Source organism: Variovorax sp. M-6, assembly GCF_052114385.1.
In the GTDB taxonomy this organism is placed as follows: Bacteria; Pseudomonadota; Gammaproteobacteria; order Burkholderiales; family Burkholderiaceae_C; genus Variovorax.
In genome coordinates this window covers 213,507-235,591 of record NZ_JBFREQ010000004.1, presented here as the reverse complement: position 1 = coordinate 235,591, position 22,085 = coordinate 213,507, and the positions used below count along the sequence as shown (strand labels likewise).

Annotated in this window: 23 protein-coding genes; 17 read left to right on the top strand and 6 right to left on the bottom strand. The window is 69.6% G+C overall.

Going from position 1 to position 22,085, the window contains the following annotated elements; genetic code table 11:
* Positions 1 to 6: 6 nt before the first annotated feature.
* The 15 genes from AB4Z46_RS06985 (at position 7) to AB4Z46_RS06915 (ending at position 15,258) form a co-directional block, all read left to right on the top strand.
* Positions 7 to 552, top strand: a complete 546-nt coding sequence (locus AB4Z46_RS06985; RefSeq protein WP_442282750.1) for a cupin domain-containing protein — start codon at positions 7 to 9, stop codon at positions 550 to 552.
* A 106-nt stretch (positions 553 to 658) separates the two neighbouring features.
* Positions 659 to 1,531 carry an alpha/beta fold hydrolase gene (locus AB4Z46_RS06980; RefSeq protein ID WP_442282749.1) on the top strand — a complete coding sequence of 291 codons (873 nt, stop codon included), beginning with the start codon at positions 659 to 661 and terminating at the stop codon, positions 1,529 to 1,531.
* 31 nt (positions 1,532 to 1,562) lie between these two features.
* Positions 1,563 to 2,408: an IclR family transcriptional regulator gene (locus AB4Z46_RS06975; RefSeq protein WP_442282748.1), complete on the top strand. Its 846-nt coding sequence runs from the start codon at positions 1,563 to 1,565 to the stop codon at positions 2,406 to 2,408.
* 24 nt (positions 2,409 to 2,432) lie between these two features.
* Positions 2,433 to 3,266 carry an SDR family oxidoreductase gene (locus AB4Z46_RS06970; RefSeq protein ID WP_442282747.1) on the top strand — a complete coding sequence of 278 codons (834 nt, stop codon included), beginning with the start codon at positions 2,433 to 2,435 and terminating at the stop codon, positions 3,264 to 3,266.
* Positions 3,259 to 4,956: a thiamine pyrophosphate-binding protein gene (locus AB4Z46_RS06965; RefSeq protein WP_442282746.1), complete on the top strand. Its 1,698-nt coding sequence runs from the start codon at positions 3,259 to 3,261 to the stop codon at positions 4,954 to 4,956. The genes AB4Z46_RS06970 and AB4Z46_RS06965 overlap by 8 nt, the downstream gene beginning before the upstream one ends.
* A gap of 14 nt (positions 4,957 to 4,970) precedes the next feature.
* Positions 4,971 to 5,780, top strand: a complete 810-nt coding sequence (locus AB4Z46_RS06960) for an aspartate dehydrogenase (protein ID WP_442282745.1) — start codon at positions 4,971 to 4,973, stop codon at positions 5,778 to 5,780.
* Positions 5,781 to 5,794: 14 nt separating this feature from the next.
* Complete coding sequence (locus tag AB4Z46_RS06955; RefSeq protein ID WP_442282744.1) at positions 5,795 to 7,270, top strand: aldehyde dehydrogenase; 1,476 nt, start codon at positions 5,795 to 5,797, stop codon at positions 7,268 to 7,270.
* Positions 7,271 to 7,284: 14 nt separating this feature from the next.
* On the top strand, positions 7,285 to 8,256 hold the full coding sequence (locus AB4Z46_RS06950; RefSeq protein ID WP_442282743.1) for a VOC family protein: 972 nt from the start codon (positions 7,285 to 7,287) through the stop codon (positions 8,254 to 8,256).
* Between the two features lie 11 nt (positions 8,257 to 8,267).
* Positions 8,268 to 9,263, top strand: a complete 996-nt coding sequence (locus AB4Z46_RS06945) for a Bug family tripartite tricarboxylate transporter substrate binding protein (protein ID WP_442282742.1) — start codon at positions 8,268 to 8,270, stop codon at positions 9,261 to 9,263.
* Positions 9,264 to 9,280: 17 nt separating this feature from the next.
* Positions 9,281 to 10,429 (top strand): FAD-dependent monooxygenase, encoded by a 1,149-nt coding sequence (locus tag AB4Z46_RS06940; protein WP_442282741.1) that lies wholly within the window; start codon positions 9,281 to 9,283, stop codon positions 10,427 to 10,429.
* Positions 10,430 to 10,488: 59 nt separating this feature from the next.
* On the top strand, positions 10,489 to 10,707 hold the full coding sequence (locus AB4Z46_RS06935) for a recombinase-like helix-turn-helix domain-containing protein (protein ID WP_286531539.1): 219 nt from the start codon (positions 10,489 to 10,491) through the stop codon (positions 10,705 to 10,707).
* Positions 10,708 to 10,730: 23 nt separating this feature from the next.
* Positions 10,731 to 11,753 (top strand): Rieske 2Fe-2S domain-containing protein, encoded by a 1,023-nt coding sequence (locus AB4Z46_RS06930; RefSeq protein WP_442282740.1) that lies wholly within the window; start codon positions 10,731 to 10,733, stop codon positions 11,751 to 11,753.
* A 66-nt stretch (positions 11,754 to 11,819) separates the two neighbouring features.
* Complete coding sequence (locus tag AB4Z46_RS06925; RefSeq protein WP_442282739.1) at positions 11,820 to 12,788, top strand: PDR/VanB family oxidoreductase; 969 nt, start codon at positions 11,820 to 11,822, stop codon at positions 12,786 to 12,788.
* A 34-nt stretch (positions 12,789 to 12,822) separates the two neighbouring features.
* Positions 12,823 to 13,929: a porin gene (locus tag AB4Z46_RS06920; RefSeq protein ID WP_442282738.1), complete on the top strand. Its 1,107-nt coding sequence runs from the start codon at positions 12,823 to 12,825 to the stop codon at positions 13,927 to 13,929.
* 24 nt (positions 13,930 to 13,953) lie between these two features.
* Complete coding sequence (locus AB4Z46_RS06915) at positions 13,954 to 15,258, top strand: MFS transporter (protein ID WP_442282737.1); 1,305 nt, start codon at positions 13,954 to 13,956, stop codon at positions 15,256 to 15,258.
* Here AB4Z46_RS06915 and AB4Z46_RS06910 read toward each other — a convergent pair.
* Complete coding sequence (locus AB4Z46_RS06910) at positions 15,226 to 15,993, bottom strand: class II aldolase/adducin family protein (RefSeq protein ID WP_442282736.1); 768 nt, start codon at positions 15,991 to 15,993, stop codon at positions 15,226 to 15,228. The two genes, AB4Z46_RS06915 and AB4Z46_RS06910, sit on opposite strands and share 33 nt — an antisense overlap.
* Before the next feature lie 26 nt (positions 15,994 to 16,019).
* Positions 16,020 to 16,613, bottom strand: a complete 594-nt coding sequence (locus AB4Z46_RS06905; protein WP_442282735.1) for an HD domain-containing protein — start codon at positions 16,611 to 16,613, stop codon at positions 16,020 to 16,022.
* Positions 16,614 to 16,726: 113 nt separating this feature from the next.
* Here AB4Z46_RS06905 and AB4Z46_RS06900 point away from each other — a divergent pair, with 113 nt between their 5' ends.
* Positions 16,727 to 17,449: a Crp/Fnr family transcriptional regulator gene (locus AB4Z46_RS06900; protein ID WP_442282734.1), complete on the top strand. Its 723-nt coding sequence runs from the start codon at positions 16,727 to 16,729 to the stop codon at positions 17,447 to 17,449.
* A 12-nt stretch (positions 17,450 to 17,461) separates the two neighbouring features.
* Here AB4Z46_RS06900 and AB4Z46_RS06895 read toward each other — a convergent pair whose 3' ends face one another.
* Complete coding sequence (locus tag AB4Z46_RS06895; protein WP_442282733.1) at positions 17,462 to 18,631, bottom strand: ABC transporter substrate-binding protein; 1,170 nt, start codon at positions 18,629 to 18,631, stop codon at positions 17,462 to 17,464.
* A gap of 228 nt (positions 18,632 to 18,859) precedes the next feature.
* Between AB4Z46_RS06895 and AB4Z46_RS06890 the strand changes: the two genes are divergently transcribed.
* Complete coding sequence (locus AB4Z46_RS06890; RefSeq protein ID WP_442282732.1) at positions 18,860 to 19,297, top strand: hypothetical protein; 438 nt, start codon at positions 18,860 to 18,862, stop codon at positions 19,295 to 19,297.
* 9 nt (positions 19,298 to 19,306) lie between these two features.
* On the opposite strand, the gene trmB is transcribed toward AB4Z46_RS06890, so the two are convergent.
* Genes trmB through AB4Z46_RS06875 form a run of 3 tightly spaced genes read right to left on the bottom strand, consistent with a single transcriptional unit; the run spans position 19,307 to position 22,057 of the window.
* Entirely contained in the window at positions 19,307 to 20,098 is a 792-nt protein-coding gene (gene trmB, locus AB4Z46_RS06885; RefSeq protein ID WP_442282731.1) for a tRNA (guanosine(46)-N7)-methyltransferase TrmB, read from the bottom strand.
* Entirely contained in the window at positions 20,056 to 20,970 is a 915-nt protein-coding gene (gene gluQRS / locus AB4Z46_RS06880) for a tRNA glutamyl-Q(34) synthetase GluQRS (RefSeq protein ID WP_442282730.1), read from the bottom strand. The genes trmB and gluQRS overlap by 43 nt, the downstream gene beginning before the upstream one ends.
* Positions 20,971 to 20,986: 16 nt before the next feature.
* Positions 20,987 to 22,057: an NAD(P)/FAD-dependent oxidoreductase gene (locus tag AB4Z46_RS06875; protein ID WP_442282729.1), complete on the bottom strand. Its 1,071-nt coding sequence runs from the start codon at positions 22,055 to 22,057 to the stop codon at positions 20,987 to 20,989.
* Positions 22,058 to 22,085: the final 28 nt, after the last annotated feature.

The following is a 22,085-nucleotide window of genomic DNA, read 5'->3' as shown; positions in this document are numbered from 1 at the left end:
TTCCCGATGAGCGATTTGTCCGAACAACAGAAGATCGACGCCGCCGCCAATACCCTGGCGCAGCCTGAAGGCAGCAGCCTCCAGCAATGGATGGAAACGCGCATCGCGCGCTACTCGACCCGCAAGTACGACTGGGACGCGCTCAAGTTCCAGGCCGACTTCGACCCCAAGTTCCGCCGCGCCCAGATGCGCTACGTGGGCACCGGCGGCACCGGCGTCGCCAAGGACGTCAACACCGTGCCGGCCGAGAACTTCACCTTCTCGACCATGGTGATCCCCGCCGGCCACGAAGGCCCGCCGCACCTGCACACCGACGTGGAAGAAGTGTTCTTCCTGATCCGCGGCAAGCTCAAGGTCATCATCGAGAAGGACGGCGAGCGCTTCGAGACCATCATGACCGACCGCGACCTGATCTCGGTGCCGCCGGGCGTCTACCGCGAGGAGATCAACATCGGCGACGAGGACGCGCTGATGTGCGTGATGCTGGGCGCCAAGAAGCCGGTGACGCCGACCTATCCCGCGGACCATCCGCTGGCCAAGATCAAGAGGTAAGGCACACCCCCAGGTTGGCTCACTTCGTGTAGCCGCCCACCCCCTCGCCGGGGGCAATACCAGCGGCCCGGCAAAGCCGGTTCCGCGGTATTTCTGGAACAACCCCATGACCAATGCCCTTTCCATCGAACTGCAGACCCTTCCGCCGACCGAGCTGGAGCGCCTCGAGGCGCGCTTCCCGGCGCGGCCGGTCGCGCTGCGCGATGGGGGCGTGGTGTCGGTGCGCGAGTGCGGCGCGGGGCCGGTGCTGGTCTGCCTGCACGGCATCGGATCGGGCGCCGCTTCCTGGCTCGACACCGCGCTGCTGCTCGCGCCGCAGGCGCGCGTGATCGCCTGGGATGCGCCGGGCTACGGCGAGTCGACGCCGCTGGCGTCCGCGGCGCCGAAGGCCGGCGACTATGCCGCCCGGCTGGGGGCGATGCTCGATGCCCTCGGCGTCGACCGCTGCACGCTGGTCGGCCATTCGCTCGGCGCGCTCACCGCGGCGTCCGCCGCGCGGCCCGGGTCGGCGCTCGCCGCGCGCATCGAGCGGCTGGTGCTGATCAGCCCGGCCGGCGGCTATGGCGCCCCCGAACGCGCCGAAGCCAGCCAGCGGGTGCGCGCGCAGCGGCTCGACACGCTGGCGCAAGCCGGCATCGCGGGCATGGCCGCGCAGAGCGCAGGCCGGCTGCTGTCCGCCGGCGCGAGCGAACTGTCGCGCCAGTGGGTGCGCTGGAACATGGCCCGCCTGAACGAGGGCGGCTACCGCCAGGCCGTCGAGTTGCTGTGCGGCGGCGACCTGTTGGCCGACCTGCCGCCGGCGATGCCGGTGCGCGTGGCCTGCGGCGCGCTCGACGTCGTCACGCCGCCTGCGGGCTGCGCCGAGGCGGCCGCCAAGTGCGGCGTGGCGCTCGAACTGCTGGCCGATGCCGGCCATGCGAGCTACGTCGAGCAGCCGGCCGCGGTCGCCGCGCTGCTGCGCGACGTGCTGGCGTCCTGAAACGACCCGACAACAACAACGAGGAGTCCCCATGGCCACCAACGAAGTCGATGCGATCGAAGACGGTGCGGACCGCTACAACGTTCCCGCGCTCGAGCGCGGGCTGCGCCTGCTGTGCGAGTTCAGCCGCGAGAACCGTTCGCTCTCGGCGCCCGAACTGGCGCGCCGCTTCGACCTGCCGCGCTCGACCGTGTTCCGGCTCCTGACCACGCTCGAGAACATGGGTTTCCTCGAGCGCGCCGAGGGCGGGCGCGACTATCGCCTAGGGCTGTCGGTGCTGCGCCTCGGCTTCGAATACCTGGCCTCGCTGGAGCTCACGCAGCTCGGGACGCCGCTCCTGCAGCGCCTGTGCGACGAACTGCGCACGCCGTGCAACCTGGTGGTGCGCGACGGCCGCTCGATCGTCTACGTGGCGAAGGTCGCGCCGCCCACGCCCTTCGCGAGTTCGGTGACCGTCGGCACGCGGCTGCCCGCGCACGCCACGGTGCTCGGCCGCATCCTGCTCGAGGACCTGACGCTGCTGCAGTTGCGCGCGCTCTATCCCGAAGGCCGGCTCGAGTCCTTCTCGCCGAGCACCCCGGTCTCGGTCGACCAGTTGTTCGACATGGTCCAGGCCGACCGCCAGCGCGGCTACGTGCTGGGCGAAGGCTTCTTCGAATCCAACATCTCCACCATCGCCGCGCCGGTGCGTGACCACAGCGGCCACATCGTGGCGGCGCTGGGCGTGACCATCACCTCGGGCCACATCGAGGAAAGCCGCATGGACGAGATGGTGCAGCGCGTGCGCCAGACGGCCGACGAGATCTCCGGCCTGCTGAACTATTCGCCGGCCCCCGCGGGCCGGGTGATTCCGCTGCGCGGCACCGACCGCGCCTGAGCGCGGCAGACCAAAGAAATGACGATGTCCCACCTTTCCTCGAACTTCTTCGCCGCCGATGCGCTGGCCGGCCGCGTGGCCGTGGTCACCGGCGGCTCCTCCGGCATCGGCCTCGCGACCGTCGAGCTGTTGCTGGACTGCGGCGCCGCGGTGGCGCTGTGCGGCCGCAACGCCGAGCGGCTCGACCGGGCGGTGGCCGGCCTGCGCGCCACGCGCCCCGAGGCCCGCCTCTTGGCCCGCACCTGCGACGTGCTCGACGCGACCTCGGTGAAGCGTTTCGCCGCCGAGAGCGAAGCCGCGCTCGGCCCGGCCTCGATGCTGATCAACAACGCGGGGCAGGGGCGGGTGTCCACCTTCGCCGACACCGACGACCAGGCCTGGAGCGACGAGCTGCACCTGAAGTTCTTCTCGGTGATCCATCCGACGCGCGCCTTCCTGCCGCAACTCGCGGCGCAGCGCGCCGTGCTCGGCGATGCGGCCATCGTCTGCGCCAACTCCCTGCTCGCGCGCCAGCCCGAGCCGCACATGGTCGCCACCTCGGCGGCCCGCGCCGGCCTGCTGAGCCTGGTGCGTTCGATGGCCACCGAGTTCGCGCCGCAGGGCGTGCGGGTCAACGGCATCCTGATCGGCCTGGTCGAGTCGGGCCAGTGGCGCCGCCGCTTCGAGGCCCGCGTGCAGACCGAACTCGACTGGGCCGCCTGGAGCAGCCAGCTCGCGCACGACAAACACATCCCGCTGGGTCGCCTGGGGCTTCCGATCGAAGCCGCGCGCGCGATTCTCTTCCTCGCTTCACCGCTCGCGTCCTATACGACGGGCAGCCACATCGATATTTCCGGAGGCCATTCCCGCCATGCATAACCCCAACCAGACCGTCACGGTCGGCGCCGTCGTCGCCGCCTTCCTCGAGCAATGCGGCGTCAAGGCGGCGTTCGGCGTCATCTCGATCCACAACATGCCGATCCTCGACGCCTTCGCGCAGCGCGGCGCGATCCGCTTCATCTCGTCGCGGGGCGAGGCGGGCGCGGGCAACATGGCCGACGCATATGCGCGCTCCACCGCCAGCCTGGGCGTGTGCATCACCAGCACCGGCCCGGCCGCGGGCAACATCGCCGGCAGCATGGTCGAGGCGCTGACCGCCGGCGCGCCGCTGCTGCACATCACGGGTCAGATCGAGACGCCGTACATCGACCGCGGCATGTCTTACATCCACGAGGCCCCGGACCAGCTCACGATGCTGAAGGCCATCTCCAAGGCCGCCTTCCGCGTACGCAGCGTCGAGACCGTGCTCGGCACCCTCAAGCGCGCGGTGCAGGTCGCGATGACCGCGCCCACCGGCCCCGTCAGCGTCGAGATTCCGATCGACATCCAGTCCGCGCTCACCACGATGCCGGCCGATCTGTCGCCGCTGCCGATCGAGTCCGCCGTGCCGTCCAAAGCCGGCCTCGACGCGCTGGCCGCGAGCCTGGCCAAGGCCAAACGCCCGATGCTGTGGGTCGGCGGCGGTGCGCGCCACGCCCGTGCCGCCATCCAGCGCCTGCAGAAGCTGGGCTTCGGCGTGGTCACCACGACGCAAGGCCGCGGCACGGTGCCCGAGGACGATGCCGGCTCGCTCGGCGCCTACAACATCCAGAAGCCGGTCGAGGCCCTGTACCAGACCTGCGACGCGATGCTGGTGGTCGGCTCGCGCCTGCGCGGCAACGAGACGCTCAAGTACGAACTGAAGCTGCCGCGTCCGCTGTACCGCATCGACGCCGATGCCGCCGCCGAAGGCCGCTGCTATGCCTCCGAAGCCTTCGTCTGCGGCGATTCCGCGCTGGCCCTCGAAGGCCTGGCGGATCGCCTCGAAGCCGTGAAGTACAAGGCCGACCCCAAGCTGCTGGCCGACCTGCGCGCCGCGCACGACCAGGCGGTCGCGACGCTGCGCGACGGCCTCGGCCCGTACGCCGAACTGGTTCGCCAGATCCAGGCGGTGGCCGGCCGCAATTTCAACTGGGTGCGCGACGTGACCGTCTCCAACAGCACCTGGGGCAACCGCGAGCTGCGCATCTTCGAACCCAGCGCCGGCGTGCACGCCACCGGCGGCGGCATCGGGCAGGGCATGCCGATGGCCATCGGCGCGGCCATCGGCGCGGTGGTGACGGGYTCGGGTCGCAAGACCTTCTGCCTGGCCGGCGACGGCGGCTTCATCCTGAACCTGGGCGAGCTGGCCTGCATGGTGCAGGAGAAGGCTCCCATGGTCATCGTGCTGATGAACGACAAGAGCTACGGCGTCATCAAGAACATCCAGGACGCGCAGTACGGCGGCCGCCAGTGCTACGCCGAGCTGCACACGCCCGACTACGACCTGCTGTGCAAGTCGATCGCACTGCCGCACGCCCGCGTGCGGAACCTGGACGACCTGCCGGCCCGCCTGGACGAAGCGTTGTCGGCCGCCGGCCCCTTCCTGCTCGAGATCGACATGCTGTCCATCGGCGGCTTCAAGAGCACCTTCGCGGGTCCGCCGACCAACACGATCACGCAGATTCCTGCGCTCGGCGCGGCCAAGTGAGCGGAGCCCCTCGCATGTCCGCCATCACGCGCATTGCACTCGTCGGCTGCGGCGCCATCGGTGCCTCGATGCTCGAACTGCTCCAGGCCGACACGGCCCTGGAGATCAGGGCCATCGTCGTGCCGGCCGACGCCTTCGCTTCGGCGCAGGCCACGGCCCGGCGGCTCGCGCCGGGCGCGCAGCTCGTGTCGTCCGTTCCGGCCGAAGGCATCGACCTGGTCGTCGAGGCCGCGGGCCATGCCGCGATCGAAGAGCATGTGCTGGCGGCGCTGAAGCGCGGCCTGCCCTGCATCGTCGCTTCCGTCGGCGCGCTGTCGGCGCCCGGCCTGGCCGAGAAGCTCGAGGCCGCTGCCGCCGAGGGCCGCACCCAGGTGCAACTGATCGCCGGAGCGATCGGCGCCATCGACGCGCTGGCCGCGGCCCGCATCGGCGGCCTCGACGTGGTGCACTACACCGGCCGCAAGCCGCCGCGCGCCTGGAAGGGAACGCCGGCCGAGCAGAGCCACGACCTCGAAGCGCTGACGCGCGAGACCGTGATCTTCGAAGGCAGTGCGCGCGAAGCCGCGACGCTCTATCCGAAGAACGCCAACGTCGCCGCCACCGTGTCGCTCGCCGGCCTCGGATTGGACCGGACGCTGGTGCGCCTGATCGCTGATCCTGCGGTGGCCGACAACGTCCACGTGGTCGAGGCCCAAGGCGCCTTTGGCAGCTTCGAGCTCACGATGCGCAACAAGCCGCTGGCGGCCAATCCCAAGACCTCCGCGCTGACCGTGTACAGCGCCGTGCGCGCACTGCGCAACCGCGTCGCGGCGCTGGCGATCTGAAACGAGAGAACCCGATGATTTCCTCCGAACTCCTTCCCCTCAACATCGCCGGTGAATGGCGCCTGGGCGGCGGCGACGTCTACGAGAGCCTCTATCCGGCCACCGGCGAGCCGATCGCGCGGCTGCGGGCCGCGAGCCTGGCCGACGTCGACGAGGCCATCACGCGTGCGCACCACGCTTTCCTCACGAGCGGCTGGGCGCAGATGCTGCCGCACCAGCGCGCCACGGTGCTGCACCGCGTGGCGCAGCTGATCCGCGAGCAGTCCGAAGCGCTGGCGCAGAAGCAGCGCCTCGACAACGGCAAGCCGATCAGCGAGACCCGCAACCTGGTGGCCAGCGCTGCCGGCACCTTCCAGTTCTTCGCCGCTGCGCTGGAGACGCTCGAGGACACCATCACGCCTTCGCGCGGCCCCTTCGTCACGATGAGCGTGCACGAGCCGATGGGCGTGGTCGCCGCGATCACGCCGTGGAATTCGCCGATCGCGAGCGAGGCGCAGAAGCTGGCGCCGGCGCTCGCCGCGGGCAACGCGGTGGTGGTCAAGCCGGCCGAGGTGACGCCGCTGATGGCGCTCGAACTGGCCCGCATCTGCGAGGAGGCCGGCGTGCCCAAGGGCATCGTCAGCGTGCTGCCCGGAAGGGGCTCGGTGATCGGCGACGCCATCACCAAGCATCCGCTGGTCAAGCGCGTGTCCTTCACCGGCGGCACCACCACGGGCCGGCACATCGCCCACATCGCGGCCGACAAGATGATGCCGGTCTCGCTGGAGCTCGGCGGCAAGTCGCCGACCATGGTGCTGGAGGACGCCGACCTCGACCATGCGGTCAATGGCGTGCTCTACGGCATCTTCAGCTCTTCGGGTGAATCCTGCATCGCGGGCTCGCGCCTCTTCGTCGCGCGTTCGATCTACGACGAGTTCCTGACCCGCCTGGCCGAAGGCGCCAATGCGCTGCGCGTGGGCGACCCGGCGGCCGAGAACACGCAGATGGGTCCGCTGATCACGGCGAAGCACCGCGAAGGCATCGAGCGCTATGTGGAGCTCGGCGTGTCCGAAGGCGGGCGCATCCGTACCGGCGGCGTGCGGCCGCACGGCAACGGCCTGGACCGCGGCTACTTCTACACCCCGACGATCCTCGAAGGCCTCACCAACAGCGCGCGCATCAGCCAGGAGGAGATCTTCGGCCCGGTGCTGGTGGCGATGCCCTTCGACAACGAGGAGGAACTCATCAAGCAGGCCAACGACAGCGTCTACGCGCTGGCCGCGGGCGTCTGGAGCCGCGACTTCAAGCGCGCCTGGCGCCTCGGCCGCGCGGTGCAGGCCGGCACGGTCTGGGTCAACACCTACAAGCAGTTCTCGGTCTCGACGCCGTTCGGCGGCTGGCGCGACAGCGGCCTGGGCCGCGAGAAGGGCCGCGAGGGCATCTTCCAGTACATGGAGCAGAAGAGTATGTACTGGGGCACCAACGAGCAGCCGCTCCCTTGGGCCAACTGAAAGGAACACGAAAAATGAGCGTACTGGGCATCGACCAGATCACCTACGCGGCGGACGACCTCGCGACCTGCCGTACCTTCTTCCAGGACTGGGGCCTCACGCTGAAGAGCGAGGCCGCCGATGAACTCGTCTTCGAATGCCTGAACGGCTGCAAGGTGGTCGTCGCGGCGCTGGACAAGCCGGGCCTGCCGCCGGCGATGGAAGAGGGCCCGACCCTGCGCGAAGTGGTGTGGGGCGTCGAGAGCGACGCCGACCTCGCGCGCTACGCCGCGGCCATCGCCAAGGACCCGGGCTTCGTCGACGGTACGGTCGACGGCGCGCGCCGCATCGGCTGCATCGACCCGAACGGCCTGGCCGTGCGGCTTCAGGTCAGCCGCAAGCACGCGGTCGCGATCGACTGCGCGGCGATGAACACCTGGAACGCCAAGCCTCGCGTGAACCAGGCCGCGCCGGTGTACGAGCGGGCGACGCCGATCGAGGTGGGCCACGTGGTGTTCTTCGTCAGCGACGTCATTGCCACCGGCGCCTTCTATGCGAGCCGCTTCGGCTTCGTCGCCTCCGACAGCTACCCGAACCGCGGCGCCTTCATGCGCTGCGCGCCGGAAGGCGGCCACCACGATCTGTTCCTGCTGCAGCTGCCCTCGGGCAAGCGCGGGCTCAACCACGTGGCCTTCACGGTGCGCGACATCCACGAGGTGTTCGGCGGCGGCCTGCATTTCTCGCGCAAGGGCTGGGAGACGCAATTGGGCCCGGGCCGCCACCCGGTGTCCTCGGCCTACTTCTGGTACTTCAAGAATCCGGCCGGGGGCCTGATCGAGTACTACGCCGACGAGGACCAGCTGACCGCCGACTGGCAGCCGCGCGAGTTCGAACCGGGCCCGACCGTGTTCGCCGAATGGGCGGTCGACGGCGGACTCGACGGCCATACGCGTCGGCAGAAGAACGCCGAAGGCCCCAAGGGCGCCTTCCTGACCGAAAAGAAATGAGTTCACGCCCGATGACACGACGCACTTCCATCCCGCGCCTCTTCGGCACCGCCGTGCTGGCGTTCGCGGCCATCACGTCCGCGCATGCGCAGAGCGATGCCCAGAAGCAGTTGGCCGCGGAACGCTTCACCATCGTCTCGCCGTTCCCGCCCGGCGGCCCGGTCGACACGCTGGCGCGGGTGCTCTCCGAAGGACTCGCGAAGCGCTACGGCCAGCCGGCCGTGGTCGAGAACCTCGCGGGCGCAGCCGGCAACATCGGCATCGACAAGGTCAAGCGCGCCAAGGGCGACGGCCACACGCTGCTGGTGGTGCCGGCCGGCAACCTGACGATCAACCCGACCCTGATGCCGAACTTCCCGTTCAGCATCGAGCGCGACTTCGTGCCGGTGACGATGCTCGCGACCGCCCCCAACGTGCTGGTGGCCGCGCCCGCGTCCGGCTTCAAGGACGTGAAGCAGGTCGTCGCCCAGGCCAAGGCCAAGCCCGGCACCTTGTCGTACGCGTCGCCCGGCGTGGGCAGCGGCCTGCACCTGGCGGGCGAGCTGTTCAAGCAGCAGGCCGGTGTCGACCTGCTGCATGTGCCTTACAAGGGCACGGCGCCGGCACTCAACGACGTGCTCGGCGGCGTGGTGCCGCTGATGTTCAGCAACCTGCCGGCCACGCTGCCCTTCATCAAGAGCGGCAAGCTGGTCGCGCTCGGCGTGACCGAGGCCAAGCGCAGCCCGGTCGCGCCCGAGATCCCGACGCTGGCGGAGCAGGGCATCCAGGGCGTGAACGTGACCTCCTGGTATGGCTTGCTGGCACCCGCCGGCACGTCGCCGGCAGTCGCCGAGCAGCTCGCCAAGGACGCCGCCGAGATCCTCGCCACGCCCGAGGTGCGCGAGCGCCTGAAGGCGCAGGGCATGACCGACGCGGCGATGAAGCCGGCCGAGTTCGCCACGGCCATCCGCGACGAGACCGCGGTGTGGGCCAGGATCATCAAGGCCCGCAACATCGTGGCCGAATAGATCAAGGGGAGACGGACATGCAATGCAATGAATCCACCATCGGCATCGTCGGTGCCGGCATCGGTGGCCTGGTGGCCGGCATCGCGCTGCAGCGCGCCGGCCACGATGTGGTCGTGTTCGAGCAGGCGAAGCAGTTCGCGCGCGTCGGTGCCGACATCAACCTGACGCCCAACGCGGTGCGCGCGCTCGACGGGCTGGGTGTCGGCGAGGCCGCCCGCGTGACGGCCGCCCGGCCGACGCACCGCATCAGCCGTACCTACGACAGCGGGGAGGAGACCTCGCGCCTCGAGATGGCCGACTCGGCCGAGGCGAAGTACGGCGCGCCGCAGCTCACGATCCACCGCGCCGACCTGCTGGCGGCGCTGGCCGACATGTTCCCGGCCGAGCGCGTGGCGCTGGGCAAGCGCGCGCAGTCCATCGTGGCGGACGACGCGGGCGTGAACCTGGGCTTCGAGGACGGCAGCAGCGTCCGCGTGGGCGCGCTGATCGGTGCCGACGGCATCCACTCGGCGGTGCGCACCGCGATGTTCGGCGCCGAGAGCCCGCGCTTCACCGGCATCGTGGCCTACCGCGCGGTGGTGCCGGCCGAGCGCGTGGCGGGCGTGCCGAACCTCGGCGCCTTCACCAAGTGGTGGGGGCCGAATCCGCAGAGCCAGATCGTGACCTTCCCGCTCAACCGCGGCCGCGACATCTTCATCTTCGCCACCACGCCCCAGGACACCTGGCACCTGGAGTCGTGGACCGCTCCCGGCAGCGTCGACGAGCTGCGCGAGCAGTACGTGGCCTACCACCCCGATGCGCGCGCGCTGCTCGACGCCTGCGACACGGTGCTCAAGACCGCGCTGTACGAGCGCGATCCGATGCCCGCCTGGGCCCGGGGCCGGATGGCTTTGCTCGGCGATGCCGCCCACCCGATGCTGCCTTTCATGGCGCAGGGCGCCGGCATGGCGATCGAGGACGCCGTCGTCCTGGCCCGCCACCTGGAAGGCGTCGCGATGCGCGATGCCGCCGGCGCCCTGCAGCGCTACGAGCAGGCCCGCATCGAGCGCGCCAGCCAGGTCCAGCTCGGTTCGCGCGGCAACAACTGGCTGCGCGAGGGCGGCAACGCCGACTGGGTGTATGGCTACGACGCCTGGGCCGTGCCCGTGGCGGCGCAGGCGGCCTGAAGCCGCGACCGCGATCCGCCCGATTCCCGAATCACTCTTTTTCTTCGATGGAGCGAACCATGACCGACCGTTATCTCGATCCCCACCAGGCGCGCCAGCGCACTCCCACCACCTACGAAGACCTGCTCGGCGATGCGATCGAGCGCGCCTTCGCGGCCGGCGTCCACGACCTCGCAGGCCTGGTCGAACGGCTCAACGACAGCGGCCTGGCCAGCCCCAGCGGCAAGGCCTGGACCGAGGCCATCTACCGCGAAGAGATGGCGACCCTCGGCGCCTGAGCACCCATTCGAAAGGACCCATCATGACCACCCCCCACGCTGAACCGGTCGACCAACTGCTCGAGATCGGCCTGAAGGATCTCTGGTATCCGATCTGCCCCTCGGGCTTCATCAAGGAATCGCCGGTTTCGCTGCGCCGGCTGGGCCGCAAGTTCGCGTTCTGGCGCGACCACGGCGGCAAGCTGCACGCGCTCGAAGACCGCTGCCCGCACCGCGGCGCGCCGCTGTCGCAGGGCGTGATCCTGGGCGACCGGCTCTCCTGCCCGTACCACGGCGTCGAGGTGCGCTGTGACGGCGTCGCCGTCCGCGTGCCGGGCAGCCCCGGCTGCAAGCTCGAGGGATCGCAGTCCACGCGCTTCTTCCACGTCGAGGAGCGCGCCGGCGCGGTCTGGCTCTACAACTCGAAGGAGTCGGTCGAGACGCCGCCGCCGCTGGTGCTGCCCGAGCAGCTGAGCGACGACGCGCAGTACTCGGGCTTCCTCTGCTACACCGAGTGGAAGGGCGACTACCGCTACGTGCTGGACAACGTCATGGACCCGATGCACGGCACCTACCTGCACAAGCAGTCGCACTCGATGGCCGAAGGCGACTCGAGCGCCAAGTTCGGCATTCGGGCGACCGACACCGGCTTCGTGTTCGAGAAGGAAGGCCAGCGCAACGTCAACTTCGACTGGACCGAGTGGGCCGACACCGGCGTGCACTGGATGCGGCTCGAGATCCCGTACCCCAAGACCGGCGGCCCGGGCGGCAACTTCATCATCATCGGCAGCTACACGCCGATCTCGCCGACGCTGTCATGCGCCTTCCATTGGCGCGTGCGCAAGCTGCCGGTGGGCTGGGAGCGCGATACCTGGCGCTTCCTCTACAAGAACCGGCTCGAGGCGCGCCACTGGCACGTGCTCGAACAGGATCGCGTTCTGATCGAGAACATGGAGCCCGACGCCAACCAGCACGAGCAGCTCTACCAGCACGACCTCGGCATCGTGCGCCTGCGGCGCCACATGCGCGGGCTGGCCCAGCAGCAGCTCGAAGGCGCGGCCGGCTGATCCACGCATCGGCCGTCGCGCCGGTGCGCGCGGCCCACTGAAAAAACCCTTCTTCGAGGTTCCGTCATGTCTTCCCCCACGCTGAACGCCCTGGTGCACACGATGCGCTACGAAGCGGACGGCATCGTCAGCGTCGAGTTCCGCCCGGCCACGCCGGCGGTGGACTTCCCCGCCTTCGAGGCCGGCTCCCACATCGACCTGCACCTGCCCAACGGGCTGGTGCGCAGCTACTCGCTGTGCAACCCGGCCAGCGACCGCCAGCGCTATGTCGTCGGCGTGCTGAACGACCGCAAGAGCCGCGGCGGATCGCGCTACGTGCACCAGCAGCTGCGCGTCGGCATGACGCTCGCGATCTCGGAGCCGCGCAACAACTTCAGGCTCGAAGAGAGCGCCGGCCGCTCGGTGCTGGTGGCGGGCGGCATCGGCGTGACGCCGATCTGGTGCATGCTGCAGCGGCTGGCTGCCATCGGCAAGCCGGTCGAGCTGATCTATTGCGCGCGCTCGCGCAAGGAGTCCGCCTTCTGCGAGGCCATCGCAGCCCTGGCGGCCGAGGCGTCGATCCCGCTGACCTGGCATTTCGACGAGGAGAAGGGCGGGCCGCCCGATCTCGCGGCGCTGCTCGGCGGCAAGGGAAGCGACAGCCACTACTACTGCTGCGGCCCGACGCCGATGCTCGACAACTTCGAGAAGACCTGCGAGCAGCTCGGCTTCGCGAACGTGCACATCGAACGCTTCGCGGCCGTCCACGTCGAGGCGCCGAGCGCGACCCAGAGCTACATGGTCGAGTGCGCGAAGAGCGGCAAGACGGTCGAGGTGCCGCCCGGCAAGTCGATCCTCGACAGCCTGATCGACGCCGGCCTGAACCCCGACCACAGCTGCAAGGAAGGCGTCTGCGGCGCCTGCGAAACCAGGGTGCTCGAAGGCGAGGTCGACCACCACGACGGCATCCTGACCAAGCTGGAACGGGCATCGAACAAGACCATGATGATCTGCGTTTCGGGCTGCAAGCGCGGCCCGCTGGTGCTCGACATCTGAGGTCAAGAAGAACCATCGACCGAGGGGGGAAGACATGAAGAGATCTCTTGTGGCCATGGCCGCATGCGCAGCCACGACCTGGGCCGGCGCGCAATCGAGCGTGACCCTGTTCGGCGTCGTCGATGCCGCCGTCACCTACACCACGGGTTCGGGCCCGGTGTCCTCGAGCAAGTGGCAGTTGACCAACAGCGCCAACACCTTCAGCCGGCTCGGCTTCCGCGGCACCGAAGACCTCGGCGGCGGCCTGGCCGCGAGCTTCTGGATCGAGTCGGGCCTGCAGAACGACACCGGCGCCAGCTACGGCAGCAACACCAACAACCAACGCAACGGCAACGTCGGCGATGGCGGCCTGATCTTCGGGCGCCGTTCGACCGTGAGCCTGTCGGGCGTCTTCGGCGAACTGCGGCTGGGCCGCGACTACACGCCGACCTTCTGGAACACCGCCCTGTTCGACCCCTTCGGCACCGGCGGCGGCATCGGCGCCAACCAGATCTACTTCACGGCCCTCGGCGGCCTGAGCGCGCCCACCGGCACCCGGGCCTCGAACAGCGTCGGCTACTTCCTGCCGCCCACGCTCGGCGGCTTCTATGGCCAGGTGATGGCGGCGCTGGGCGAAAACGCCTCGAACGCGGTGCTGCCGGGGCCGTTGCCACTGTCGATCGAGGACGACGGCGATTACACCGGGGTGCGCGTGGGCTATCTCAACGGACCGTTCAACGTGGCGATCTCGACCGGCCGGACCCAGTATGTCACCGGCGACCTGCGGGTCTCGAACATCGGCGCTTCCTACACCTTCGCCGCGCTCATGAACCTCCGGCTGATGGGCGAGTACTACACCGAGTCGCTCGGCGAGGTCGACGGCAAGGGCGCGCTGCTGGGTTTCATCCTGCCGATCGGTGCCAGCGAGATCAAGGCCTCGTACGCGCGCTACCGGCGCGAACCCGGAGCCAACCTGCCGCGACCGACGACGGCCAAGTTCGCGCTCGGCTACGTCTACAACCTGTCGAAGCGCAGCGCGGTCTATGCGACCGCCGCGTGGCTGACCAACAGCAACGGCGCGGCACAGACCCTCGGCGGCGTGCTCACTTCGCCGAACCACGGTTCGACCGGCACGGAGTTCGGGTTGCGCCACGCCTTCTAGCCCCCCATCCGCAGGAACGAAGCCATGCAAGCCAGAGCCTTCCGTTGGTACGGCGTCATCACGCTGTTCGTGATCGTCGCCATCTCCTACGTCGACCGGATCAACATCGCGGTGCTGATCACCGATGCCTCGTTCCTGCACCACATCGGCATCGCGCCGGGCGACCGCGTCAGCCAGGGTCTGCTGGCCACGGCCTTCATGGTCGGCTACGGCGTGTCGGCCTTCGTGCTGACGCCGTTCTGCGCGGCGCTGTTCGGGGTCCGCAGGAGCCTGATTCTCGGGCTGGTGCTGTGGGGCGTGGTCACCTTCATCACACCGTGGTTCAACGGCTACGGCATGCTGCTGGCGTCGCGGATTCTGCTCGGCGTGTCCGAAGGGCCGCTGTTCTCGCTGGCTTCGTCCTACATCAAGGCGCATTTCGAGAGCCACGAGAACGGCAAGCCGAACTCCTTCGTCAACATGGGCACCGGCCTCGGACTGGCGCTCGGCTACCCGTTGATCGGCTTCCTGCTGATCAGCTTCGACTGGCAGATGTCCTTCCATGCGCTCGGGGTGCTGAACATCGTGCTGGGCATCCCGCTGGTGCTCGCCTTCGTGAAGATGCCCGCGTCCTACCCCGGGCTGGCCAAGCCGAAGTCCTTCGGCGACGCCATGGGCCGGGTCGGCGAGATCGTGAAGGGCGCATTGCACACGCGCTACCTGGTGCTGATCACGGTGCTGACCTCGGCCACGCTGGCCTACCTCTGGGGCAGCAGCAACTGGCTGCCGGCCTACCTGAAGGAGGTGCGCGGCTTCTCGCTCAAGGAGATGGGCTGGCTCGCCTCGCTGCCGCAGTACGCCACGGTGCTCGCGGTGCTGCTCGGCGGCGTCCTCATCGACAGGATCGAACGCCAGCGGGTGCCCTTCATCTTCATGGCCGCGAGCGCGGGCGTGGCGCTGTCGGTGCTGTTGGCGATCAACGTGCACGACCCTTACGCGGCGGCCTACTGCCTGATCGCGGCCAACTTCTGCTGGGGCCTGCAGAGCCCTGCAATCCCGAGCACCGTGCAGTACTGCGCCCGGCCCGAGCATGTGGCCAGCGCCTTCGGCGTGGTCAACGGCACCGGCAGCCTGGTCGCGGGCTTCATGCCGGCGCTGATGGGCGGCGTGATCAGCGCGGTGTCGGCCGGTCCCGGCGCGTCGGGCGGCGCGGCGCACGGCTTCTTCGCCGGCTTCGCGCTGCTGATCGGCACGCAGTTGGTGGTGTTCGCCTGCGGCTTCGTGCTGTGGTGGCGCGAGCGCAGGTTGGCCCTGGGCTCAGTCCCTGTAGCTGCGGTCGACGCGGTCTAGCTTGCGGATCAGCGAGGGCCAGACGAAGGTCCCGCCGAGGCCGCCGGTCTGCACCTTCATCGCCTGGCCCACGCCGTCGACGATGCGCGGGTCGACCTGCGTGAGCTCGCCGGCGCCGGACTGCGCCGCGATCTGGATCTGGCAGGTGTTCTCGAAGGTGTACATGGCGAGAAAGGCGTCGGCCACGGTCTTGCCGACGGTCAGCAGGCCGTGGTTGCGCAGCATCAGGAAGTTGGCTCGCCCCATGTCGGCCTGCAGCCGCGGCTTCTCGTCGTCGCGGAAGGCCACGCCTTCGTAGTCGTGGTAGGCCAGCGAGGCCAGCACGAAGGTCGACTGCTGGCTGATCGGCAGCACGCCGTTCTTTTGCGCGCTGACCGCGATGCCGGCACGCGTGTGGGTGTGCAGCACGCACTGCACGTCCTCGCGCGCCGCATGCACCGCGCTGTGGATCACGAAGCCGGCCGGGTTCACCGGGTAGGGCGAGTCGATCACCTTGTTGCAGTCCTGGTCGACCTTGATCAGGCTCGAGGCCGTGATCTCGTCGAACATCAGGCCGTACGGGTTGATCAGGAAATGGTGTTCCGGCCCGGGCACGCGGGCGCTGATGTGCGTGAAGACGAGGTCGCTCCACCCGTACATGGCGACCAGCCGGTAGCAGGCCGCGAGGTCGACGCGCAACTGCCATTCTTCGGCGCTGACGAGTTTCTGGATGTCGCTGGGCGCGGTGGCGTTCATGGGGTTCTCCTGGAAAAAAACGGGATTCAAGCGCTGGTCGGCGCGGGCTGCTTCGCGGCCTTGTAGACGCTCTGCCGCGGCTGCGCCATCAGGCGCCTGAGCATCGGCTCGAATTCGCTGATCGGCAAGGTCTCGGCCTTCGGGTCGAAGGCCGGGTTGTCGTAGAGTTCACAGAACTCGGCCGTGCGATCGAAGCACGGATGGCTGCGGAAGTTCTCGCGCAGGTCGCGGTCCAGCCCGACGTGATGGAAGAAGTAGTGGCCCTGGAAGATGCCGTGGTGCGCCACCATCCAGTGGTTCTCCTCGCTCACGAAGGGCTTGAGGATCGCCGCCGCGATGTCCGGATGGTTCATCGTGCCGAGCGTGTCGCCGATGTCGTGCAGCAGTGCGCACATGACGTACTCCTCGTCGCGGCCGTCGCGCAGCGCACGCGTCGCGGTCTGCAGCGAATGGCTGTAGCGGTCGATCGGGAAACCGCCGTAGTCGCCTTCGAGGATCTGCAGGTGCTTGATCACGCGCCCGGGCAGGCCCTGCGCGAACTGCATGAATTCGCCGCCGATCAGTTGCCAGTCCTGCGCGGTGCTGTCCTGCATGCGGACGAAACTCGCTCTTGCGTTCATCGTGGGTCTCCGTGGTATTTGCGGCCCACTGTAGACCCGGTGTCGGCGCTCAACTGTCAAAAACCAGACAATGAGGCGCTCTGGTAAACCCCCGAACCCGAAATCCGCACCGAATGCCCCAGTCCCCCAGACCGCGGCTGTCCGCCGCGCATCGCGCCGCCATGGAGGCCAACCCCTGGTTCGCCTCGATGCCGCGCATGCAGCGCGAAGGCCTGCTCGCAGCGGCCGAATTGATCCACCTGCGCCGCGGCGCGATGGTGTTCCGCCAGGGAGACCCGGTGCACGCGGCGGGCGCCGGCTTCTTCGGGTTGGCCGGTGGCTCGATCAAGATTTCGACCTTGCGCCAGGACGGCCGCGAGGCCATCCTGGCCGTGCTCGAGCCCGGCAACTGGTTTGGCGAGATCAGCCTGATCGACGGCTCGCCACGGACGCACGATGCCACCGCGCTCAGCGCATTGGACCTGCTGGTGGTGCCGTTCGATGCCTTCGCCCAGCAGATGCAGGGCGCCCCCTTTGCCCGCGCCGTCGCGGCCTTGCTCGCGGCGCGCGTGCGCGGCTTGTACGGCCTCATGGAAGACGCCACGCTGCGCGGCCTGCGCGCGCGGGTGGCACGCCGGCTGCTGGCGCTCGCGCGCGGCGACGCGACCCAGTCGCCGGACCCGCGCGCCTGCGTCTCGCTGCCCCAGGAGGCGCTCGCGATGATGCTCGGCGTGACCCGGCAGACGCTGTCGAAGGAGCTCAATGCATTGGCGAAGGAGCGCGTGATCGCGCTGGGCTACGGCCGCATCGAGCTGCTGTCGCTGGAAGCGCTGCAGCGCTTGGGAATCACGGGCTAGCAGCGACGCCGCTCAGCGCAGCACCCGCCCTTCCTTCGTGATGCTGATCAGGTCGATGGCACGCCCCGGGTCGCGCAGGCCCGGGCGCAGGTTGATGCGGAAGCCGCCGACGTCGTAGTCCGTCATGCCCGTCATCACGCGCTGCAGCGTGGCGGGCGTGAAGCCCTTGCCGGCCCGGCGCACCGCCTCGGCGGCGGCCTTGGTGGCGATGAAGCCCTCGAGGCCTTCGTAGGATGGCGCCTGGTCCGAGTTGTCGACCGCGGCGAGATACTCCTTGACGATCGGGATCGCCGACGGGCGCGGCGAGGGCACGACCTGCGAGATCACGATGCCGCCGATGTCCTTGCCGAGGGCCGCGTAGAGCGGATCGATGCCGACGATCGAAAAGGCCGTGAAGCTGCCGGCGTAGCCGCTCTTGCGCAGCCGGCGGATCACGTCGGCCGTGGTGGCCGAGAGCGACACCAGCACGATGGCCTGCGGCGACTGCTTCTGCACCGCCGCGAGCGCCGCATCCATCTTGTCGCCCGCCGGCGGCACCAGCGCGGTCGCGACCAGCGGCGCCAGCTTGAGATCGGCCATGGCCTGCTGCACCGCCGCCAGGCCGGCGCGGCCCATCGCGTCGTCGTCGCCGACCAGGGCGATGCGGGTCTGCCCGACCGTGGCGCACTGGCGCACGATCTTGAAGGCCTCGTCCGCCATGCTGGGGCGGACATGGAACACGTTGGGGGAGGCGGCGTCGCGCAGGTTGTCCGCCGCGGCGAAGGGCGCGAACAGCAGGCTTCCTTGTTGCGCCGCGACCGCCGCCCCGGCTTCGCTGCTCGCGGTGCCGACGAAGCCGAACAGCATGTCCGCCTTGTTCGTGCCCAGAAGGGTGCGCGCATTGGCGGCGGCGCGGGCGGCGTCGTAGCCGTCGTCCAGCTGCACCAGCTTCAGCTGGAGCCCGCTGGTGGCGCTGCTTTCGTTGAACTCGGTCGCGAAAAGCCGGCAGCCGGCCGCGAAAGCCAGCCCGATCTCGCTGGCCGCGCCGGTCAGGGGCACCGATTGACCGAGGATCACGGTGCGCGCCGCGACGGCGCGTGCCGCGCCTTGGGCGTGGCCCGGCCGCGTGGCGACCAGTCCGCTGCCGCCCAGCACCAGCGCTGCACCGGTCTTCGCCATCCAAGTCCTGCGAGTGAGAATCATCGGAAGCCTTTCGCTACATCTTTCAAAAAATGTAGCAACTTCGATGTCTTAAACGAAGGTACTAAGTCACGTTGCGAGCCGAGGTCGCTGCGATGGCGGGGGGCTGCGTCACTCCATTGCGACTCAAACTGTTAACTTTGGTAATAAGTTGTGGAATTTTGCACAGCAGAAATGCGCCTTCCGCTGTCAACATCTGGGCTGATCCGGAAAACGTTCCGGCTGGATGAAATGAAGCAAACGTCAACCGAAATCGCATTGCTGGAAAGCGCGCTGGTCGCCATCGAGAAGGTGCTCGCCCACGCCGACAGCGAACTCCAGGGCGCCCCTTACCTGGGCCCGACCGTCAACCTGCCCCTGGAGGCTCTCCGGACCGCTGCGCAGACCGAGGAGCAGCGATTCAGGGCCAGCGTCGCCCAGACCGCGGCCAACATCTGCCTGAGCTCGGCCGCGGCCCTGGTCGACGTCAGCCAGGCGCTGCTGAATCGCCGCGGCGACCGGGCCCACCACGAGCTCGAGCGCGAGTGGCAGGCGCTCATCAGGCACACCAAGATCGCCAGCCGCTCGGCCTATCGGGCGGCGCTCGTCATGGCGGCCCAGCAGAACCTGCCGCAAGCACAGGGGCGCGCGGCGGGACAAGCCGACGACTTGTCTACGCTGGCGCATTGAAGCGCCCGCTCAGAGGCGTTCGAACACCACGTCCCATACCCCGTGGCCCAGCTTGAGGCCTCGGTTCTCGAACTTGGTCAGCGGCCGGTAGTCCGGCTTGGGCGCATAGGCCGCGGCGGTGTTGCGCAGCAGCGGCTCGGCCGACAGCACCTCGAGCATCTGCTCGGCGTAGGGCTGCCAGTCGGTGGCGCAGTGCAGGTAGCCGCCGGGCGCCAGCCGGTCGGCCAGCTTGCGCACGAAGGGCGGCTGGATCAGGCGGCGCTTGTTGTGCCGGGTCTTGTGCCACGGATCCGGAAAGAACACGTGCACGCCCGCCAGCGAACCCGGCGGCAGCATGTGGTCGAGGACATCGACCGCATCGTGGGCGCAGATGCGGATGTTCTGCAGTTGCTGTTCGCCGATGCGCTTGAGCAGCGCGCCGACGCCGGGCTCGTGCACTTCGCAGCACAGGAAGTTCTTTTCGGGCATCAGCGCCGCGATGTGCGCCGTCGCCTCGCCCATGCCGAAGCCGATCTCGAGCACGGTCGGCGCCCGGCGACCGAAGGCGGCGTCGAAGTCCAGCGGCTCGGCGCGATAGGGCAGCAGGAACTGCGGGCCGAACTGTTCGTAGGCGCGCGCCTGGCCGTCGGTGGTGCGGCCGCCGCGCTTGACGAAGCTCTTGAGGCGGCGGTGCAGCGGATGCGCCTCGCCGGTGGGTTTGTCGCCCGCGGGCGGATCGGCCGGCGGGTCTTGGGGGAGGTCGGTGGTAGAGCTTGGGGTCACGGCGGCGGATTGTAGAGATCGCGCCAACGGGCCACCCATTGCGCGAGCGCCTCGCCTGCGGTGGCGGCGCCGGCCGGCCCGAGACCGAGCACCTGCGCCGCGGCCTGCAGCGCGGCCAGCGCGTCGGCGGGCGTGGCCAGGGCGAGCGCTGCCGCACCGTTCTGCTTGGACAGCTTGTCGCCGTCGGCACCCAGCACCAGCGGCGTGTGCAGGTAGCTCGGCGTCGGCAGTCCGAGCGCACGCTGCAGCAGGATCTGGCGCGCCGTGTTGTCCGCCAGGTCCTGTCCGCGCACCACGTCGGTCACGCCCTGGTCGGCGTCGTCGACCACCACCGCGAGCTGGTAGGCCCACGGGCCGTCGGCGCGCCGAAGGACGAAATCGCCGACCTCTTGGCCGACGGCCTGCTGCTGTCGGCCGAGGCGGCGGTCGTCCCACTGCAGCGGTCCGGACCCCTGCGTGGCTTCGAACTTCACGGCGGCGAAGCGCCAGGCGCGCGCCGGCTTGCCGTGCAGGCCCTCGCGGCAGGTGCCGGGGTAGACCCGCTCGCCATGGCGTGCATGCGAAATGCCGCGTGCCGCCAGCGCCAGTTCGATGTCCTTGCGGGTGCAGCCGCAGGGGTAGGCCCAGCCGGCCGCCTGCAGGGTCTCGAGCGCGCGCTCGTAGAGCGGGGCGCGCCAGGTCTGCCAGGCCGGCGGCGCGTCCGGGACAAGGCCGCAGGCGGCCAGCTGCGCGAGGATCCGCTCGCCCATGCCCGGCAGGCAGCGCTCGGTGTCGGCATCCTCGACGCGCACCAGCCAGCGCGTCTGCGGACCGCGGGCGCGGACGTCGAGCCAGCTCGCGAGCGCCGCGACCAGCGAGCCGGCATGCAGCGGCCCGGTCGGAGAAGGCGCGAAACGGCCGATCCGGGTCATCGACGGCGTTGGAGCTTCAGGCCACCTTGAGCGCCAGCGTCAGGCCCGAGAGGAAGGCGTCCTCGACCCGGTGCCCGGTGCACCAGTCGCCGGCGACGCCGAGGCGCGCCTTGGCGTCCCACAGGTGCGGCTTGCCCGCCGGCACCTGGGTCTGCGCTTCGGCCCAGCAGCGCGCCTCGGCATGCGCAGGCTCGGCCCGGATGCCGGTGATCTCGGCGAAGGCGCGCAGCAGCTTGGCCCTGACGCGCGCGGCGTCGTCGCGCAGGTGCTCCTGCGACCAGGCGGCGCTGGCCTGCAGCGTCCAGCGTTCGATCGGATCGCGGCCGGGCTTGGACGACTCGCGCGCGAGCCAGGCCACGCGATGGTGCGTGCTGCGGGCGGCGTTCCATTGCGGGCCGAGGTGCGACAACGTGGGCTGGTTGGCCTGGGGGAAAGCGAACATCAGCGTCCAGCAGGGCGCGATGCGAACCGGCTCGATCCGGCGGCTCAGTTCGGCGGACAGCCTGCCGTCGCCGAGCAGGGCGCGCGTGCGCGCCGGCGGCACCGCCAGCAGCACGGCATCGAAGCCCGAGTACACATGCTGCGAGTCGTCGGCGCCGGCGGTGCGCAACTGCCAGCGCCTGGGGTCGAGTGCATCGCGTTCGATCTGGGTCACCTGGGTGCGCGTCAGCAGCGCGTCGCCGAGCGGCGCCGCCCAGTGGGCGACCAGGGCGTCCATGCCGGGCTGGGCCACGAAATGGGGCTCGCGCGAGGGCAGGGCGGCCTCGGCCACGCGGCCATGGGCGTCGAGCACGCGCACCAGGTTGGCGCTCCAGGGCTTGCAGACCTGCGGGGTGGTTTCCAGCACGCGCGCGAAACGCGGGTCGCGCACGGTGAAGTACTGGGCGCCGCTGTCGAAGCGGCCGAACGGCGTGGCCTCGCTGGCCATGCGGCCGCCGGCGGCGGCTTCGCGTTCGAACACGGTCACCTGGTGACCGGCCTGCACCAGCGTGCGGGCACAGGCCACGCCGGCGATGCCCGCGCCGACGACGGCGTAGTGGCGCGAGGCGGTGGATCGGTGGCGGTCGGCAGCGGGTCGAAGTGTCATGGCGGTCTCTTTGTCGGGTGGCGGGCCA

Excerpts from the sequence above, each read along its gene's own strand:
- AB4Z46_RS06985 (WP_442282750.1), top strand. The coding sequence starts at position 7 with ATGAGCGATTTGTCCGAACAACAGAAGATCGACGCCGCCGCCAATACC.
- AB4Z46_RS06980 (WP_442282749.1), top strand. The coding sequence starts at position 659 with ATGACCAATGCCCTTTCCATCGAACTGCAGACCCTTCCGCCGACCGAG.
- AB4Z46_RS06975 (WP_442282748.1), top strand. The coding sequence starts at position 1,563 with ATGGCCACCAACGAAGTCGATGCGATCGAAGACGGTGCGGACCGCTAC.
- AB4Z46_RS06970 (WP_442282747.1), top strand. The coding sequence starts at position 2,433 with ATGTCCCACCTTTCCTCGAACTTCTTCGCCGCCGATGCGCTGGCCGGC.
- AB4Z46_RS06960 (WP_442282745.1), top strand. The coding sequence starts at position 4,971 with ATGTCCGCCATCACGCGCATTGCACTCGTCGGCTGCGGCGCCATCGGT.
- AB4Z46_RS06955 (WP_442282744.1), top strand. The coding sequence starts at position 5,795 with ATGATTTCCTCCGAACTCCTTCCCCTCAACATCGCCGGTGAATGGCGC.
- AB4Z46_RS06950 (WP_442282743.1), top strand. The coding sequence starts at position 7,285 with ATGAGCGTACTGGGCATCGACCAGATCACCTACGCGGCGGACGACCTC.
- AB4Z46_RS06945 (WP_442282742.1), top strand. The coding sequence starts at position 8,268 with ATGACACGACGCACTTCCATCCCGCGCCTCTTCGGCACCGCCGTGCTG.
- AB4Z46_RS06940 (WP_442282741.1), top strand. The coding sequence starts at position 9,281 with ATGCAATGCAATGAATCCACCATCGGCATCGTCGGTGCCGGCATCGGT.
- AB4Z46_RS06935 (WP_286531539.1), top strand. The coding sequence starts at position 10,489 with ATGACCGACCGTTATCTCGATCCCCACCAGGCGCGCCAGCGCACTCCC.
- AB4Z46_RS06930 (WP_442282740.1), top strand. The coding sequence starts at position 10,731 with ATGACCACCCCCCACGCTGAACCGGTCGACCAACTGCTCGAGATCGGC.
- AB4Z46_RS06925 (WP_442282739.1), top strand. The coding sequence starts at position 11,820 with ATGTCTTCCCCCACGCTGAACGCCCTGGTGCACACGATGCGCTACGAA.
- AB4Z46_RS06920 (WP_442282738.1), top strand. The coding sequence starts at position 12,823 with ATGAAGAGATCTCTTGTGGCCATGGCCGCATGCGCAGCCACGACCTGG.
- AB4Z46_RS06915 (WP_442282737.1), top strand. The coding sequence starts at position 13,954 with ATGCAAGCCAGAGCCTTCCGTTGGTACGGCGTCATCACGCTGTTCGTG.
- AB4Z46_RS06910 (WP_442282736.1), bottom strand. The coding sequence starts at position 15,993 with ATGAACGCCACCGCGCCCAGCGACATCCAGAAACTCGTCAGCGCCGAA.
- AB4Z46_RS06905 (WP_442282735.1), bottom strand. The coding sequence starts at position 16,613 with ATGAACGCAAGAGCGAGTTTCGTCCGCATGCAGGACAGCACCGCGCAG.
- AB4Z46_RS06900 (WP_442282734.1), top strand. The coding sequence starts at position 16,727 with ATGCCCCAGTCCCCCAGACCGCGGCTGTCCGCCGCGCATCGCGCCGCC.
- AB4Z46_RS06895 (WP_442282733.1), bottom strand. The coding sequence starts at position 18,631 with ATGATTCTCACTCGCAGGACTTGGATGGCGAAGACCGGTGCAGCGCTG.
- AB4Z46_RS06890 (WP_442282732.1), top strand. The coding sequence starts at position 18,860 with ATGAAGCAAACGTCAACCGAAATCGCATTGCTGGAAAGCGCGCTGGTC.
- trmB (WP_442282731.1), bottom strand. The coding sequence starts at position 20,098 with ATGGGTGGCCCGTTGGCGCGATCTCTACAATCCGCCGCCGTGACCCCA.
- gluQRS (WP_442282730.1), bottom strand. The coding sequence starts at position 20,970 with ATGACCCGGATCGGCCGTTTCGCGCCTTCTCCGACCGGGCCGCTGCAT.
- AB4Z46_RS06875 (WP_442282729.1), bottom strand. The coding sequence starts at position 22,057 with ATGACACTTCGACCCGCTGCCGACCGCCACCGATCCACCGCCTCGCGC.